This is a genomic window from Mesorhizobium sp. WSM3224 (assembly GCF_000427725.1).
GTDB lineage: Bacteria > Pseudomonadota > Alphaproteobacteria > Rhizobiales > Rhizobiaceae > Mesorhizobium.
This window is the reverse complement of sequence record NZ_ATYO01000005.1, coordinates 53,542-69,721: the sequence shown is the minus strand read 5'-3', so window position 1 is coordinate 69,721 and position 16,180 is coordinate 53,542. Positions and strand designations below refer to the sequence as shown.

Below are 16,180 nucleotides of genomic sequence, written 5' to 3'. Positions count from 1 at the left end.
GGTCACGCGACCAGCGAAACATTCCCGCCGGCGTGGCGCTCGAGCCGTCCGGCGAGGTCCAGTTCCAGAAGCACCATAGCGATCTGTGCGGCGCTCAATCCCGTATGGCGGATGATGTCGTCCACCGCGACCGGCGTGGGTCCAAGCGCTTCCAGCACATCGGCGCGCTCGCTTTCAGCGGGCGGCGGCATGGCCGACATGTCGGGCGCCTCGGCAAGCGGCGCGGTTCTTGGCGGACGGGTGCCGGCAAGCGGCGCCAGCGCGCCGAGCACGTCGGCAGCTTCGGTGACGAGCGTGACGCCGTCCTTGAGCAGCGCGTTGCAGCCGGCGGCGCGCGGGTCGAGCGGCGAGCCCGGCACGGCGAAGACCAGCCGGCCCATCTCGTTGGCGAGGCGGGCGCTGATCAGCGAGCCGGAGCGCTGCGCCGCCTCGACAACCACCAGGCCAAGCGCCATGCCGGCGACCAAGCGGTTGCGGCGCGGAAAATCCTGGGCGCGCGGCTGCCAGCCGAACGGCATCTCCGAAACGATGGCGCCGCCGCGGTCGGCGATCTCGTCGCATAGGGCGGCATTCTCGGGCGGGTAGGGGACATCGAGCCCGCCGGCCAGCACGCCGATCGTGCCGGTCGAGACGCTCCCCTTATGCGCGGCCGTGTCGATGCCGCGCGCCAGGCCGGAGACGATGGCGTAGCCGTCGCGGCCGAGGTCGGCCGCCAGCATGCGCGCCATCTTGATGCCGGCAAGCGAGGCGTTGCGGGCACCGACGATCGCCACCGCCGGCAAGCGGAAGACCGCGCCTTCGCCTTTGACCGCGAGCAGCGGAGGCGGGTTGTCCAGTGTCTTCAGCAAGGGCGGATAGTCGGCTTCTCCGATGCCGACGAAGCGGGCGCCGGCGCGCCGGGCGGCGTCCAGTTCGACCTCGGCTTCGGCGATGGAGGGGACGCGCACGATACGATTGGCGCCGCCGGAAATCATCAGCTCGGGCAGCATTTCGAGCGCGGCTTCGGCCGAGCCAAAACGATTGATCAGTTCGCGAAAAGAAGCAGGGCCGACATTGGGCGTGCGGATCAGGCGGAGCCAGGCAAGCCGCTGCCGGTCGCTGAGGCGCGGGCCGGCGGCGGGCGCGCTCATCCCTTCGCCCCGATCTTGCCCTCGGTACCGGCGAGAAGCCTCGAGATGTTGGCGCGATGCTTGATGAAGACGATCAGGCTCATCAGCGCGAAGAGGCCGGCGATCTGCGGCGTGCTGACGAAATAGAGCGCGACGGGCACGACCACCGCTGCCGTCAGCGCCGCGAGCGACGAATAGCGGAACAGGAAGGCCATGGCGAGCCAGACGACGGCGAAGACAAGCATGCCCTGCCAGGCAAGTCCGAGCAGCACGCCGAGATAGGTTGCCACGCCCTTGCCGCCCTTGAAGCCGAGCCACACCGGGAAGAGATGGCCGAGGAACGCGCCGAAGCCGGCCAGAAGCCCGAAATCAGACGAAAAATGCCCGGCGATCAGGGCGGCCGCCGTGCCTTTCAGCGCATCAAGCAGCAGCGTGGCGGCGGCAAGGCCCTTGTTGCCCGTCCTCAGCACATTGGTTGCGCCGATATTGCCGGAGCCGATGTTGCGCACGTCGCCGAGACCGGCCGCGCGGGTGATCAGCAGCCCGAACGGGATCGAGCCGAGCAGATAGCCGAAGACGAGCGCGATCACGTAAATCATGTTTCCCCCATATTCTTTCGCTCGCCCTATGATTGATTCACTGTGCGTGATGCAATCCTAGTTTGCAAGAGAACCGACTCTGCTCGGGCATCAGTTGGTCATAATGGTAGAGTCGGGAGGTTCGCCAAGCAACTCCGTGCCGGACAGGCTCGGGCTCAACGCGATGGGTGGTCTATGCAGAAAACACTGTGCGGCCCGCAACCATCGTTTGCAAGACCTTGCCCTGCAGGCGCGCGCCTTCGAAGCAGGTGTTCTTCGAACGCGACCGCAGACCGCTTTCGCTGACGATCCAGGGCTCGTCGATGTCGATGACGGCGAGATCGGCCGGCGCGCCAGGCTTCAGCGTGCCGCCCGGCAGGCCGAACAGTCTTGCCGGTGCCGTCGACAGCGTCTCGATCAGCCTGAGCAGCGGCACATCGCCATTGTGGTAGAGCCGAAGTGCCGCGCCAAGCAGCGTCTCCAGCCCGATGGCGCCGGCGGCGGCATCGGCGAAGGGCAGGCGCTTGGTGTCGACGTCCTGCGGGTCGTGCGAGGAGACGATGATGTCTATCGTGCCGTCCTTGATCGCCTCGATCATCGCCAGCCGGTCGTCCTCGGCGCGCAAGGGCGGGGTCAGCCGGAAGAAGGTGCGGTATTCGCCGACATCGTTCTCGTTGAGCGAAAGGTTGTGGATGGCAACGCCGGCCGTGACATTGGCGCCATCCGTCTTTGCCCGGTTCACCGCGCCGGCCGCCATCGCGGACGAGATCTTGGCGGCGTGATAGGCACCGCCGGTCAGCCGGGCCAACGCCAGGTCGCGTTCAAGCGGGATGAGTTCCGCCTCGCGCGGAATGCCCGACAGGCCGAGCCAGCTCGCGTAGAGCCCTTCGTTCATCACGCCGGATGAGGCGAGGTCGGGGTCCTGGGTTTCGTGCGCTATGACACCGCCGAAATCGCGGGCGTAGGTCAGCGCGCGGCGCATCACCAGCGCGTTGCCGATCGTGTGGCGGCCGTCGGTGTAGGCGACGGCGCCGGCTTCGCGCAGCAGGCCGAATTCGGTCATCTCACGGCCTTCGAGGCCCTTGGTGATCGCGGCCGCCGGGAAGATGTTGACGCTTGCCGTGTCCCTGGCGGTGCGCAGCACGAATTCGACCAGCGCCACATTGTCGATCACCGGATCGGTGTCGGGCATCATGACGATGGAAGTGACGCCGCCGGCCGCCGCGGCCACACTTGCCGACGCGATGGTTTCGCGATGCTCGCCGCCGGGTTCGCCGATGAAGACGCGCGCGTCGACAAGGCCCGGAACGATCGTCTTGCCGGCGCAGTCGACGATCGTGGCGCCTTCCGGGGCGCCCTGGTTCAATGCAGCCTTGCCGGCCGCGACGATCTTGCGGCCGTCGACGATGACGCTGCCAATCTCGTCGACGCCGCGCGAGGGGTCGACAATGTGCGCCTTGCTGAAGACCGTCACGCTCATGCGCCGCGCCCCTCATGATTACGGCGCGGGTCGAGCAGCGCTTCCATTACGGCCATGCGCACGGCGACGCCCATCTCCACCTGTTCCTGGATGACGCTTTGCGGTCCGTCGGCGATTTCAGAGGCGATCTCGACGCCGCGGTTCATCGGGCCGGGATGCATGACCAGCGCATCGGGCTTGGCGGCTTTCAGCTTCTCGGCATCGAGGCCGAAATAGTGGAAATATTCACGGATCGACGGCACGAAAGCGCCTTCCATGCGCTCGCGCTGCAGGCGCAGCATCATCACGACGTCGGCGTCCTTAAGGCCCTCGGCCATCGAGCGTGAGACGATCACGCCCATCCTGTCGATGCCTGAAGGCAAAAGCGTCGAGGGCGCGACGACACGCACCTGCGCGCCGAGCGCGTTCAAGAGCATGATGTTGGAGCGGGCGACGCGCGAATGCAGGATGTCGCCGCAGATCGCCACGATCAGCTTGGACAGCGGCCCCTTGGCGCGGCGGATGGTCAGCGCGTCGAGCAGCGCCTGCGTCGGATGCTCATGCGCGCCGTCGCCGGCATTGATCACCGAGCAGCCGACCTTCTGGGCCAGCAGGGCAGCCGCGCCCGCCGATTGGTGGCGGATGATCAGGATGTCCGGCCGCATGGCGTTGAGGGTCATCGCCGTATCGATCAGCGTCTCGCCCTTCTTCACCGAGGAGCTTGCCACCGGCATGTTCATCACGTCGGCCCCGAGCCTCTTGCCGGCCAGCTCGAAGGACGACTGCGTGCGGGTCGATGCTTCGTAGAACAGGTTGATCTGGGTGCGGCCGCGCAGCGTCGAGGTCTTCTTTTCCGGCTGGCGCGAGATCGCCACGGCACGGTCGGCGCGATCGAGCAGCAGCTCGATATCGGCGGGGGAAAGATCGCGGATACCCAGAAGATGGCGGTGAGGAAAGAGCGGCAGGGACGAAGCGTCGGTCATCTCAAGGCGCTGCTATAGGGCGCGGTCCGGCCTGCCGCAAGCGCCAGCTTTGGATTGTGGGCGTTCTCCCCGGTATTTTCATCGCGCGCGCCACAACGCTTGGGTTATAAGGCCGGATGGCCCCGGATTCGAGATCGTGGCCTTGGGACGTAAGGACCTTTCTGCCAACTGAAGGATTGGGCGTGACCGACGAGGTGATCAACCAGCCGCCGCCGTTGACGGGCGGCAATGCATGGCGGGGCGATCCGTTGCTCATCCAGCTCGCCGAGCGTTTTTCCGATCCCGTGCGCAAGGATCTCGACGGGCTTGGCCGGTTCGTGGTGACGCAGGAGGCGCAGGAGCTCGCCCGCCTCGCCAACACCGACACGCCGAAATTGAAGACTCATGACCGTCAGGGCCGGCGCCTCGACCTGGTCGAGTACCATCCGGCCTATCACGCCTTGATGCGCCGCTCGATTGCCGGCGGCCTGCATTCTTCGGTGTGGGAGAATGGCGATGCCGAGATCGGCCGCCGCCACCAGGTGAGGGCGGCACGCTTTTATCTGACAGCAGAACTCGAGACCGGGCATCTTTGCCCCATCACCATGACCAGCGCCTCGCTGGCGGCCTTGATGGCAAGCCCGAAACTTTTTCGCGAATGGGCGCCGCGCGTGACGACGCGCAAATACGACCAGACGCAGAAGCCGCCGGTGCAGAAGACCGGGCTGACGCTCGGCATGGGTATGACCGAGAAGCAGGGCGGCACCGATGTGCGCGCCAACACCACAAGGGCCGAGCGTACCGGCAGCGGCTTTTACCGGTTGAGCGGCCACAAATGGTTCATGTCGGCGCCGATGTCGGACGCCTTCCTGGTGCTCGGCCAGGCAACTGAGGGACTGTCGTGCTTTCTCGTCCCGCGCATCCTGGGCGACGGTTCCGGCAATGGCTTCCGCTTCCAGCGGCTGAAGGACAAGCTCGGCAACCGCTCGAACGCCTCGTCGGAGGTCGAGTTCGTCAATGCGATCGGCGAGATGGTCGGCGACCCGGGTGCCGGCGTAAAGACGATCATGGATATGGTTACGCTGACCAGGCTCGACTGCGCGGTCGCTTCATCGGCGCTTATGCGGGCCGGCCTCGCCGAGGCTGTTCACCATACGCGCCACCGCCAGGTGTTCGGTTCGACCCTGATCGACCAGCCGTTGATGCAGCGGGTTCTGGCCGACATGGCTCTCGACGTCGCCGCGGCCACGGCGCTGTCGTTCCGGCTGGCGCGCTCTTTCGACGAGGCTGCGAGCGATCGCGGCGAGGCGGCCTTTGCCCGCGCCATGACGCCGGTTGTCAAATACTGGGTCTGCAAGATCGCGCCGCAGCTGCTTTACGAGGCGATGGAGTGCCTTGGCGGCAACGGCTATGTCGAGGAAGCACCGCTCGCCCGCTACTATCGCGAGGCGCCGGTCAACGCGATCTGGGAAGGCTCGGGCAACGTCATGGCGCTGGACGTGTTGCGCGTGCTTGGCCGCGCGCCCGGCCTGTTCGAGGAGGTGCTCACCGGCATCGACCGCGACCTCGGCACGGGTGGGCGCGGCACCATCAGCGTGCTCAAGGCGGCAATGCAGGTGGCGGCGACCGACCAGGGTTCGGCGCGCCTGCTCACCGAACAGCTGGCGCTGTCGGCCGCCGCGGCGGAGCTTCGCAGGCTGGGGGCAGGGCGGATCGCTGATGCCTTTGTCGAAACTCGGCTCGGCGGCCAGTGGCGCACGACCTACGGCATGCTTGATTCGCGCCACGATGCCCGCATGATCATCGACACGCTCTATCCGCCGGTGACCTGATCCGGCTCTAAACCAAAGAGATAGAGCATGATCCAAAGGCCGGATTGCCGATCTGTGGACAGCCGTTAACCTTAACGAATGGTTTCCATTGCGGCGGACCGTTGCAAAGCCCAATCTCCGCTTGCCGGAGTAGGGAAAGGTTAACCATGACCTCCCGGGCTCCGCCAAGCGGGAAGCGCATGCGGCACGTGTTGAGCTCAGTTCTGGCCTTGCATTGGGCGGTGGTTTTCGCCCTGCTTGCCTATATCTGCATTGACGGCAGCCGTGGCATAGCGACCGCGCTTGGCGTGCTCGGCCTCTCAATCCAGGGCAGCCGGTTTCCCGAGTTTGAAAATGTTGCCGTGATTGCGCCGCTGTCGATCGCGCTCCTGACAGTCGCTGTGTTGTTCTGCTGGGCCTTCGTCGAAACGGTGCTGAACGCGGCGGCAAGGCCGGACGCGGGTGAAAGCGTGGCGCGGATTGCCTTCATTTGCGCGTCGTTCCTGCTTTCGCTGATCCTCATCGGTGGCGTGGCGCAAGGCGTCAACGGCCTGTTCATGATCGTCGCCGTCCAGATGACGGCGCTGCTTGCTTCCTATGTCGCGGTGCAGGCCGAACGCCGGTCCGCCTTCGCTGCTATGAATTTGCCCGAGGGCGATGTTCGCGCCGCCGCGCGCATGGCGATGGGCGCCGCGCACAGTTCGCTTCTTTCGCGCATATCCGGCCGCCCGGAAAACAAGCCTGGAGGCAGCCGCTGATGCGCACGCTGTTCGCACTCTGGGCCGCTCCGATGGCGATCTTCTGGGGCTGGTTCTACCTGTCGGCCAACGACATGAATTTCGGCTATGTGATGCTGAGCCGCCAGCTGCACGATTTCGTCTTCCAGCTCTATGGCCAGATGCTCGGCATCGATCCGGCAATCATCCCGGGCATGGTGGCGCGGACCTGCATCTTTGACTTTTTCCTGCTCATGGGGCTGTGGGCCTTCCGCCGCCGTCGCAACATCGCCGAATGGATCAGGCAGCGCCGTCACGGCAATGTCAGCGAAGATCGCCCCGGTCGAGCGACTGAAGCCGGTCCAGGGCTCCCTGCAGAATAAAGGCGGCAGCCGCCGAATCGATCTTGCCGGCGCGTTTCTTGCGCGAGAAATCCATTTCGATCAGCGTGCGTTCCACTGCCACCGTCGACAGCCGCTCGTCCCACAGCACAAAGGGCAGGTCGGAAAGCGTGGCCATGTTGCGGGCGAAGGCGCGGGATTTTTGCGCACGCGGCCCTTCCGAACCATCCATGTTGACAGGAAGGCCGAGCACGATCGCGCCGACATTGTCCTTCTCAAGCTGAGCGAGCAGCCGGGCGGCATCGAGCGAAAACTTCTTGCGCAGGATGACCGGGCGCGGATGGGCAAAGGACAGCCCGCGATCGGAAACCGCTACGCCGATCGTCTTGTCGCCGAGATCGAGCCCGGCGAGCGTCTTGCCGCCGGCAAGTAGCTCCGGCAGTGCTTCGATCGAAATAACGGCCACCGGCTTCCTCTGACACCCAGGCGCTACACATCCTTTTGACGGCGGGAAGCGCTGCGCCACTTTCAATTTGTCGTCAGCGTTCTATCTTCCGGCAACAGAAAAATCGAGGAAGCATTCATGAAACTGACCTGGTACGGACATTCGGCATTCCGCATCGAGACCAAGGACGCCACCATCCTCATCGACCCCTATCTGGTCGGCAACCCGTCCTGGACGGGCGGCTGGGAAGGACCCGCGGAAGGCGTCACGCATATCCTTCTGACCCACGGCCACAACGACCATGTCAGCGGAGCGATCGAAGTGCAGAAGAAAAGCGGCGCCATGCTGGTCGCCAATTTCGAGATCTGCATGTATCTCGTCGGCCAGGGTGTCAGCGGCGACAAGATCAATCCGGGCAATATCGGCGGCACCGTCGATTGCGGGCCGTTCACCACGACATTCGTCCAAGCGCTGCACTCGTCGTCTTTCGGCGGCGAAGGCGGCGCCAACACCTATCTCGGCAATCCGGGCGGCCTCGTCCTGCACTTCCCCGAAGACAAGACGCTCTACCACATGGGCGATACCGACATCTTCTCTGACATGGGGCTCATCAACGAGCTGCACGAGCCGAAGATCGGCATCGTGCCGATCGGCGACCGCTTCACCATGGGCGGCGCTGTGGCGGCCCTTGCCTGCCGCCGCTTTTTCGGCTTCGATACAGTCGTTCCCTGCCACTTCGGCACCTTCTCGATGATCGACCAGACAGCCGACAAGTTCGTCGCCGGCATGGAAGGCTCGGGCGTCAAGGTGGCGTTGCCGGAGATCGGCAAGGCGATCACGATCTAGGCACCGGGAATCTGGAACAGAACCATGGCGTTGAGGCGAACTCCTTGCGTTTCGATGCTGGTCGCGGTGACGCCCGTGCCGGCAGTGAACGGCATGGCGTTGCCTTGACATGACACTTTCGGCGCTGATCGGTCCGTTCCTGCGGCGCGAGCGCCCGGTCTTCCGGAAGCTGGAGCTGCATGTCGCGCATGGCTGCAACCTGGCTTGCGAAAGCTGTTCGCATTATTCGAACCATGGACATGCCGGCACGGTCTCCCTTGAAGAGGCGGATCGCTGGATGGCCCTGTGGAGCGGCAGGGTTGCGGTCAACCGTTTCTCGCTGCTTGGCGGCGAGCCGACCATCCATCCGCATTTGCCCGGTTTCGTCGGCCTGGTACGGCGGCATTGGCCGAAAACCCAGATAGAGATCGTCAGCAACGGGTTCTTCCTGCACCGTCATCCGTCGCTGCCGGCGGTGCTTGCGGTGGACCCGGATGCCCGGCTGATCATCTCGGTCCACCATGATTCCGACGAATACCAGGAGCGGCTGAAACCGGTCTTTGCGCTGCTCGAGGACTGGCGGCGCGATCACGGGCTCGTCGCCAACATCCGGCCGGCGGCCAAGAACTGGACCCGCCGCTACCAAGGTTTCGGTGATGCGATGCTGCCCTTCGAGGACGGCGATGCGCGCAAAAGCTGGGAGATCTGTCCGGCGCGCCACTGCAAGCAGCTTCTCGATGGGCAGATCTGGAAATGCGCGCCGCTCGCTTATCTGCCGATGCAGAAGGCGCGGTATCGCCTCTCCGAAAAATGGGACCCGTATCTGGCTTACAAGCCGCTCGAACCGAACTGTTCCGATGCCGAACTGACGGCATTTGCCGCGCTGGAAGATGAGGCGGCCTGCGCTATGTGCCCGGCAAAGCAGCGGCCTTTCGAATTGCCGGTGCCGCTACGCCGGCCAAAGACGCGCGCCGGCGCCCTGGCTTGACCGGCATCATCCATGTTGCGCGCCAAGCGCCGCGCCGCTATAGCCCGCACTGGTTTTCCCGAGGCAATAGAACATGTCCGTTGATCTTCAGACCGTGAAGCGCGTCGCGCGCCTTGCCCGTATCGCGGTGAGCGAGGAGGACGCCGAGCGCATGACCGGCGAATTGAACGCCATCCTTGGCTTCGTCGAGCAATTGAATGAGGTCGATGTCTCCGGCGTCGAGCCGATGACCTCGGTCACGCCGATGGAGATGAAGAAGCGCCAGGATGCCGTCACCGACGGCAACAAGGCCGCCGACATCGTCGCCAACGCGCCGGCGACGGAAGAGAACTTCTTCCTCGTTCCGAAGGTGGTGGAGTAGGCCGTGGCTGTCGAGATCGCCGTCGAGACGCCTTTGCAGGACGACGTGCGCACGCTGGTCGCCGAACTCAATGCAGCGCTGCTCGAACTGACGCCGCCCGAGCATTGCTATCATCTCACCGTCGAGCAGATGGCCGGCGAGGACACGACCGTGTTCGTCGCCCGCGACAATGGCCTGGCCATCGGTTGCGGCGCCCTCAAGCGCCATGACGATGCTACCGGCGAGGTCAAGCGCATGTACACGCGGCCTTCGCACCGCGGCCGCAAGATCGGCGCCGAGATCGTCGGACGGGTCGAGGCGCTTGCCCGGCAGCAAGGGCTGACGCGACTGGTCCTCGAGACCGGCGACCGGCACCCCGCCGCCTGGACCGTCTATGAGCGCGCCGGATTCTCGCGTTGCGGACCAGTGCTGGATTATCCCGACTCCGAGTGGTCGGTGTTTTACGAAAAGAGCCTTGCCTGATGAGCGATCTCACACATCTCACCATTTCCGAGGCCCGCGCCAAGCTGCGTGGCAAGGAGATCTCCGCGGCCGAAATCACCGAGGCCTATCTCGCGGCGATCGATCGCGCCAATCCGGTGCTCAACGCCTATGTGGCCGTCACCGCCGACAAGGCGCGCGACATGGCCAAGGCTTCCGATGCCAAGCTCGCCAAGGGCGAGGGCGGTGCGCTGGAAGGCATTCCGCTCGGCATCAAGGACCTGTTTGCCACAGAAGGCATCCACACCCAGGCCTGCAGCCATGTGCTGGACGGCTTCGAGCCGCGCTATGAATCGACCGTGACCACCAATCTGTGGGCTGACGGCGCCGTCATGCTCGGCAAGCTCAACATGGACGAGTTCGCCATGGGTTCGTCCAACGAAACCTCCTATTACGGCCCGGTCATCAATCCGTGGCGCCGCTCGCGTGTCGATACAGTCGTCATGCCGACGACGCATCAGGGCGATGGCGGCTTCGTCTCCGCCGGCGGCACCAAGACCCAGCGCACGCTGGACAACGCCCAGCTCGTGCCCGGCGGCTCGTCCGGCGGCTCGGCATCGTCCGTTGCCGCCTTCCTCTGCGCCGGCGCAACCGCTACCGATACCGGCGGCTCGATCCGCCAGCCCGCCGCCTTGACCGGCACGGTCGGCATCAAGCCGACCTATGGGCGCTGCTCGCGCTGGGGCATCGTCGCCTTCGCTTCCTCGCTCGACCAGGCCGGGCCGATCGCGCGCGACGTGCGCGACGCCGCCATCCTGTTGAGGTCGATGGCCTCCGTCGATCCGAAGGACACGACCTCTGTCGACCGTCCGGTGCCCGATTATGAGGCGGCGATCGGCAAGCCGATCAAGGGCATGAAGGTCGGCATTCCGAAGGAGTACCGCGTCGACGGCATGCCGGAAGACATCGAGGCGCTCTGGCAGCAGGGCATTGCCTGGTTGAAGGACGCCGGCGCCGAGATCGTCGATATCTCGCTGCCGCACACCAAATATGCCTTGCCGGCCTACTATATCGTGGCGCCTGCCGAGGCTTCGTCGAATCTCGCCCGCTATGACGGCGTGCGCTACGGCCTGCGCGTGCCCGGCAAGGACATCATCGACATGTATGAGAAGACGCGCGCCGCCGGTTTCGGCCGCGAGGTCAAGCGCCGCATCATGATCGGCACCTATGTGCTGTCGGCCGGCTATTACGACGCCTACTATCTCCAGGCGCAAAAGGTGCGCACGCTGATCAAGCGCGACTTCGAGAACGTCTTTGCCGCCGGCGTCGACGTCATCCTGACGCCGGCAACCCCGTCGGCCGCCTTTGGCATCGCCGACGAGGACATGGCCTCCGATCCGGTCAAGATGTACCTCAACGACATCTTCACGGTGACGGTGAACATGGCGGGCCTTCCCGGCATTTCGGTGCCGGCCGGCCTCGACGGCAAGGGCTTGCCGCTCGGCCTGCAGCTCATCGGCCGCCCGTTCGACGAGGAAACGCTGTTCCAGACAGCGCATGTCATCGAGCAGGCCGCGGGCAGGTTCCAGCCGGAAAAGTGGTGGTAGCGTCGCTCCTCAACTGAGAAGGGCTGAGGATGTTCTACCATCTTTCGAAAATCTTCTGGTTCTTCATCCAGCCGGTCAACCTGGCTATCTTCCTGCTGCTCGCCGGCCTGCTGGCGGCGTTGTTCAGACGCCGGCGGCTGGCAGCGACCGGCAGCGTGCTCGGCTTTGCGGTCCTGGTTCTTTCGGCCTGGACGTCGCTTGGCGCGATCATGCTCAACCCGCTCGAAGAGCGCTTTCCCAAACCGCCATTGCCCGAAAAAGTGGACGGCATCGTCGTGCTTGGTGGCGGCTTCGAGGGCGCCATCAATCTGGCGCGCGGCGGCTATGAATTGAACAGCAGCGGCGACCGCATGGTCGAGACGGCAATCCTTGCCCGGCGCTTCCCGCAAGCCAAAATAGTCGTGTCCGGCGGCAATGGCTCGCTTTTCCTCGACGGGGAGGGTGACGCCGACACCGCGCCGCGCCTGCTTGGCGCGCTCGGTGTTTCGGCCGATCGGATGATCCTCGAGGACAGATCGCGCAACACATACGAAAATGCGGTGTTCTCGCGAGAACTTGTCGAGCCGAAGCCGGGCGAGACCTGGCTGCTGGTAACCTCGGCCTTCCACATGCCGCGCGCCAAGGCGCTGTTCGACAAGGCAGGTTTTCCGACCGTTCCGTGGCCGGTCGATTATCGCACCTCGGGTAGGGAAGGCGTCGGCTTCTACCGCGACAACCCCGTCGACTCGGTGCAGGCGACCACCATTGCGGTCCGCGAGTGGATCGGGCTTTTTGCCTACAGGCTATCCGGCAAGATCGATCAGTTCTTTCCCGGACCCGGCGGCTGACCGAGCACGGCCTGCCGCGCCGCGGAGAAGAACTGGCGGCGCACCAGCACCGCCAGAAGCACCAGCGTCGACACCACGAACACCGCCGGATCGACGAACCAGCCGAGATAGCCGATCGAAAAGAAGACGGCGCGCAGGCCGGAGTTGAAGTGCTTGCCGGCGAGCACGTTCATCCGCGTCGCCCGCCACACGGCCGTTTCGCTGAGCGGATTGCGCGAGGCCTCACCATGCGGGGTCGGCACCGCGCCGATCAGGATCGAGCAATAATTGAACAGCCGGTAGGCCCAGCCGAATTTGAAGAAGGCGAAGGCCAGGATCAGCACCAGGCCGAACACCTTGGTCTGGAAGGCTTCACGCGACGCAGCCCCGCCGAAGGGCAGGTCGGCCAGAATCTGCAGCACGCGGTCGGAAGCGCCGAGCAGAGCAAAACAGCCGCCTAGCGCGATCAGGGAAGAGGATGCGAAGAAAGCGGTGCCTTGCTGCAGGCCGCCCATGATGGCGGTGTCGACGATGCGGATTTCACGCTCGGCCATATTGCGCATCCAGGCCTCGCGCTGGGCGTTCATTGCCGTGGTCAGCGACATGCGGCGGACAAGCTTGCCGTCCGAGGCGAGCGTATGCGCAACCCAGACGACCAGGAAGAAAGCCAGCGCCGCCAGATCGGCTGCGGAAAGATGAAGTGAATCGCCCATCCATCGCTTTTAACACAAGCGGTGCCGCCGCTTCGACAGGCGCCAGCAACGCAATGTCGCTGGCGGAGCAAACAAGGTCGGCAGCCGCCGGGCCGCGCCATGCAAAACAGCGGAAACATCGTGGGAATTCCTATATGTAGGTTTTGAGCGGTCCTCAGGAGACAACAGCCTCGTGTTCCTTTCGGTTTTCGACCTGTTCAAGATCGGCATCGGCCCATCGAGCTCGCACACGATGGGGCCGATGACGGCCGCGCGCCGGTTCCTGGACGAGATCCTGACCGGCGACTGGCCTCGCCCCGCCGGCGTCATGGTCGATCGTATCGGCGCCAGCCTGCACGGCTCGCTCGCCTATACGGGTATCGGCCATGGCTCGGATCGCGCCGTGGTCCTCGGCCTGGCTGGCCAGACGCCGCAGACGGTGGATCCCGACGAGGCGGATGGCATCGTTGCCAAGATCGGCGCGGAGAAGCGTATTTCGCCGCCCGGACATCCGACATACCGCTTCGATCCTGCCAAGGACCTCGTGCTCGACCGCAAGACCCCGCTGACCGGTCATGCCAACGGCATGGCCTTCTATGCCTATGATGCTTCCGACCGTCTGCTGCTCAAGCGCATCTATTATTCGATCGGCGGCGGCTTCGTCGTTTCCGACGAAGAGCTGCAGCGCATGAAGACAAAGGGCTCGGTGACGGCCGAAGGCACGAAGGTACCGTACCCCTTCAAGAACGCCGTCGAGATGCTGGCGATGGCGGCAAAGAGCGGGCTTTCGATCGCCGAGATGAAGCGCGCCAACGAGGAGAAGCACATGTCGCGCGAGGAGCTCGATGCGGGCCTGGACGCGATCTGGGGCGCGATGAAGGGCTGCATCGACCGCGGCCTGTCGCAGGACGGCATCATGCCGGGCGGGCTGAAGGTGCGCCGCCGCGCGCGGCAACTGCACGACAAGCTGCAGGAACAGTGGCAGCAGAACCGGCCCAATCCCTTGCTCGCCAATGACTGGCTGTCGATCTACGCCATGGCGGTGAACGAGGAGAACGCGGCCGGCGGCCGCGTCGTGACAGCGCCGACGAACGGTGCCGCCGGCACGCTGCCGGCCGTGCTGCGCTACTGGCTGCATTTCCATCCGGAGGCCGACCAGCCAAGCATCCGTGACTTCCTGCTGACGGCCGCCGCTGTCGGCGGCATCATCAAGTCCAACGCCTCGATCTCGGGCGCAGAGGTCGGCTGCCAGGGTGAGGTGGGTTCTGCTTCCGCGATGGCCGCCGCCGGGCTTTGCGCCGTCATGGGCGGCACGCCCGAGCAGGTGGAGAACGCCGCCGAGATCGCGCTCGAGCATCATCTCGGCATGACCTGCGATCCTGTCGGCGGCCTGGTCCAGGTGCCCTGCATCGAGCGCAATGCGCTAGGTGCTGTGAAGGCCGTGACCGCCGCGTCGCTCGCCATCAAGGGCGATGGCACGCATTTCGTGCCGCTCGACGCCGCGATCGAAACCATGCGCCAGACCGGCCTCGACATGAATGAGAAGTACAAGGAAACCAGCCTGGGCGGCTTGGCGGTGAATGTCGTCGAGTGCTGAGGCCTCACCTTCACGCCAGACTGGCCCTGTGGAGAAGTCACTCAAAGCGTTGACGCGTCGACCCTTGCGGCTAAATCTTGGGGCATGTCTCTCAATCTCCTAAAACTGTGCGTCGGCTGCGACAGCGTCGAGGATCTGGAAGAGTGGATTGCCTTCCGCCTCGATGAGCGGCGTCGCGCCGGCGAGCCGGCCGAGCACTGGCACACCACCCGCATGGTGCCGACGCGCGGCGACGAGATCACCGATGGCGGCTCGCTCTATTGGGTGATCAAGGGCAGCGTCCAGTGCCGGCAGTTGATCACAGAGATCCGGCCCTTCGTCGACGGCGAGGGCATCGGCCGCTGTCATCTTATGCTCGATCCGAATGTGGTGCGCACCGACTGGCAACCTCGTCGCGCTTTCCAGGGCTGGCGTTATCTGAAACCCGCCGATGCGCCGGCCGATCTCGGCAAGGGCAGGGCGGCGCTAGCCGAAATGCCGCCGAAACTGAGGCTGGAACTCGCCGAACTCGGTCTCTTGTAGCGCGACTTAAAGCGCGTCGCGCTGAACAGATTCAAGCGACGCGCTTTAAGTCTTTGTTTGATGCATGTCGTTGTCCCAGAACCGCTGCGCACTTCTGGGCGACATGCATTTGGCGCCTCGTTCGCGGCGCTGGCCCTTCGGCTCGCCCGATGTGGGACTTGCAAGCGCCGGACCTTGGTCCCATTTTTTATGCTCAGTCATCCCTATGGCGGCGCTAATCGATGGGCGTGATCCTCGCTTTGGCAGCGATTCTCGTGGTGCTTTTCGGCGCCGCGATGCTCTTTGTGCGCACAGACGCGGCAAGAATGGCCGACGGCCTGAGGTCGCTTGGGCCGGCCTTTTTGGGGCTGGTCGGCGCACCCATGCTGATCTTCGGCCGCAGCCTTATCGGAGGCCTGCTGTTGCTCGCGGCGCTGGCCTGGGTTGGCTGGATACGCACGAGGCGGCCTCCGGCACGCGCCGCCGCGTCCAAACATTCGACGGTGCGCACAGCCGCGCTCGAAATGGACCTCGATCATGACAGCGGCAAGCTCGAGGGTCTTGTCCTGGCCGGTCGTTACGAAGGCAAGATGCTTGGCGCCATGGGGCTGACGGATCTGCGCCGGCTTTATGGGGAGCTCAGCCCCGATATGGAGAGCCGCCAGCTTTTAGAGACGTATCTTGACGGCCGTTTTCCCGTCTGGCGCAAGGACGCGCAGCCGCACAGTGGCGAAGGGCTGGGTGTTGCGCCAGGTGCGGGCGCCATGACTAAGGAGGAGGCCTACAAGGTCCTTGGTCTTGAAGCGGGGGCTGCCGCGGCGGATATCCGCAAGGCGCATCGCCGCCTGATGCAGCGCTTGAACGCCGATGTCGGCGGCACGTCTGTCCTGGCGGCGCGGATCAATGAAGCCAAGGACGTCTTGCTCTCCAATCACGATTAGTCTCCTTCGACGCCGGTACCT

18 protein-coding genes are annotated in these 16,180 nt (G+C 64.8%); 12 read left to right on the top strand and 6 right to left on the bottom strand.

The features are described from left to right. Nucleotides 1-2 precede the first annotated feature (2 nt). The 4 genes from dprA to YU3_RS0110855 all read right to left on the bottom strand — a co-directional run bounded on the left by dprA (nt 3) and on the right by YU3_RS0110855 (nt 4,129). Nucleotides 3-1,130, bottom strand: coding sequence for a DNA-processing protein DprA (gene dprA / locus YU3_RS0110870; protein WP_027166267.1), 1,128 nt, complete (start codon nt 1,128-1,130; stop codon nt 3-5). Beyond that, nucleotides 1,127-1,708: a glycerol-3-phosphate 1-O-acyltransferase PlsY gene (gene plsY, locus YU3_RS0110865; RefSeq protein ID WP_027166266.1), complete on the bottom strand. Its 582-nt coding sequence runs from the start codon at nt 1,706-1,708 to the stop codon at nt 1,127-1,129. The genes dprA and plsY overlap by 4 nt, the downstream gene beginning before the upstream one ends. Before the next feature lie 172 nt (nt 1,709-1,880). After that, nucleotides 1,881-3,167 carry a dihydroorotase gene (locus YU3_RS0110860; RefSeq protein WP_027166265.1) on the bottom strand — a complete coding sequence of 429 codons (1,287 nt, stop codon included), beginning with the start codon at nt 3,165-3,167 and terminating at the stop codon, nt 1,881-1,883. Then, on the bottom strand, nt 3,164-4,129 hold the full coding sequence (locus tag YU3_RS0110855; protein ID WP_027166264.1) for an aspartate carbamoyltransferase catalytic subunit: 966 nt from the start codon (nt 4,127-4,129) through the stop codon (nt 3,164-3,166). The genes YU3_RS0110860 and YU3_RS0110855 overlap by 4 nt, the downstream gene beginning before the upstream one ends. Nucleotides 4,130-4,311: 182 nt before the next feature. On the opposite strand from YU3_RS0110855, the gene YU3_RS0110850 reads away from it, so the two are divergent. The 3 genes from YU3_RS0110850 to YU3_RS0110840 all read left to right on the top strand — a co-directional run bounded on the left by YU3_RS0110850 (nt 4,312) and on the right by YU3_RS0110840 (nt 7,018). Beyond that, on the top strand, nt 4,312-5,940 hold the full coding sequence (locus YU3_RS0110850; RefSeq protein ID WP_027166263.1) for a DNA alkylation response protein: 1,629 nt from the start codon (nt 4,312-4,314) through the stop codon (nt 5,938-5,940). Nucleotides 5,941-6,119: 179 nt separating this feature from the next. Next, nucleotides 6,120-6,677, top strand: a complete 558-nt coding sequence (locus YU3_RS0110845; RefSeq protein ID WP_027166262.1) for a hypothetical protein — start codon at nt 6,120-6,122, stop codon at nt 6,675-6,677. After that, nucleotides 6,677-7,018 (top strand): DUF6105 family protein, encoded by a 342-nt coding sequence (locus YU3_RS0110840; RefSeq protein WP_027166261.1) that lies wholly within the window; start codon nt 6,677-6,679, stop codon nt 7,016-7,018. Before YU3_RS0110845 ends, YU3_RS0110840 begins: the two co-directional genes overlap by 1 nt. Here YU3_RS0110840 and ruvX read toward each other — a convergent pair. Beyond that, on the bottom strand, nt 6,960-7,442 hold the full coding sequence (gene ruvX / locus YU3_RS0110835) for a Holliday junction resolvase RuvX (protein WP_027166260.1): 483 nt from the start codon (nt 7,440-7,442) through the stop codon (nt 6,960-6,962). The genes YU3_RS0110840 and ruvX overlap by 59 nt on opposite strands. Nucleotides 7,443-7,559: 117 nt before the next feature. Between ruvX and YU3_RS0110830 the strand changes: the two genes are divergently transcribed. The 6 genes from YU3_RS0110830 (at nt 7,560) to YU3_RS0110800 (ending at nt 12,449) form a co-directional block, all read left to right on the top strand. Then, on the top strand, nt 7,560-8,267 hold the full coding sequence (locus YU3_RS0110830) for a metal-dependent hydrolase (protein ID WP_027166259.1): 708 nt from the start codon (nt 7,560-7,562) through the stop codon (nt 8,265-8,267). Nucleotides 8,268-8,376: 109 nt separating this feature from the next. Then, complete coding sequence (locus YU3_RS0110820) at nt 8,377-9,234, top strand: radical SAM protein (protein WP_051333914.1); 858 nt, start codon at nt 8,377-8,379, stop codon at nt 9,232-9,234. 73 nt (nt 9,235-9,307) lie between these two features. After that, entirely contained in the window at nt 9,308-9,595 is a 288-nt protein-coding gene (gatC, locus tag YU3_RS0110815) for an Asp-tRNA(Asn)/Glu-tRNA(Gln) amidotransferase subunit GatC (RefSeq protein WP_027166257.1), read from the top strand. Between the two features lie 3 nt (nt 9,596-9,598). Next, nucleotides 9,599-10,057: a GNAT family N-acetyltransferase gene (locus tag YU3_RS0110810; RefSeq protein WP_027166256.1), complete on the top strand. Its 459-nt coding sequence runs from the start codon at nt 9,599-9,601 to the stop codon at nt 10,055-10,057. Next, nucleotides 10,057-11,622 carry an amidase family protein gene (locus YU3_RS0110805; RefSeq protein WP_027166255.1) on the top strand — a complete coding sequence of 522 codons (1,566 nt, stop codon included), beginning with the start codon at nt 10,057-10,059 and terminating at the stop codon, nt 11,620-11,622. Before YU3_RS0110810 ends, YU3_RS0110805 begins: the two co-directional genes overlap by 1 nt. A 29-nt stretch (nt 11,623-11,651) precedes the next feature. After that, on the top strand, nt 11,652-12,449 hold the full coding sequence (locus YU3_RS0110800; RefSeq protein ID WP_027166254.1) for a YdcF family protein: 798 nt from the start codon (nt 11,652-11,654) through the stop codon (nt 12,447-12,449). On the opposite strand, the gene YU3_RS0110795 is transcribed toward YU3_RS0110800, so the two are convergent. Further along, nucleotides 12,422-13,141 carry a DUF599 domain-containing protein gene (locus YU3_RS0110795; protein ID WP_027166253.1) on the bottom strand — a complete coding sequence of 240 codons (720 nt, stop codon included), beginning with the start codon at nt 13,139-13,141 and terminating at the stop codon, nt 12,422-12,424. The two genes, YU3_RS0110800 and YU3_RS0110795, sit on opposite strands and share 28 nt — an antisense overlap. A gap of 172 nt (nt 13,142-13,313) precedes the next feature. Here YU3_RS0110795 and YU3_RS0110790 point away from each other — a divergent pair, with 172 nt between their 5' ends. The 3 genes from YU3_RS0110790 (at nt 13,314) to YU3_RS0110780 (ending at nt 16,159) form a co-directional block, all read left to right on the top strand. Beyond that, entirely contained in the window at nt 13,314-14,717 is a 1,404-nt protein-coding gene (locus YU3_RS0110790) for an L-serine ammonia-lyase (RefSeq protein ID WP_027166252.1), read from the top strand. 84 nt (nt 14,718-14,801) lie between these two features. After that, nucleotides 14,802-15,239 (top strand): DUF1489 family protein, encoded by a 438-nt coding sequence (locus YU3_RS0110785; RefSeq protein WP_027166251.1) that lies wholly within the window; start codon nt 14,802-14,804, stop codon nt 15,237-15,239. A 221-nt stretch (nt 15,240-15,460) separates the two neighbouring features. Continuing rightward, nucleotides 15,461-16,159 carry a molecular chaperone DnaJ gene (locus YU3_RS0110780; protein WP_027166250.1) on the top strand — a complete coding sequence of 233 codons (699 nt, stop codon included), beginning with the start codon at nt 15,461-15,463 and terminating at the stop codon, nt 16,157-16,159. The last annotated feature ends 21 nt before the right edge of the window (nt 16,160-16,180 follow it).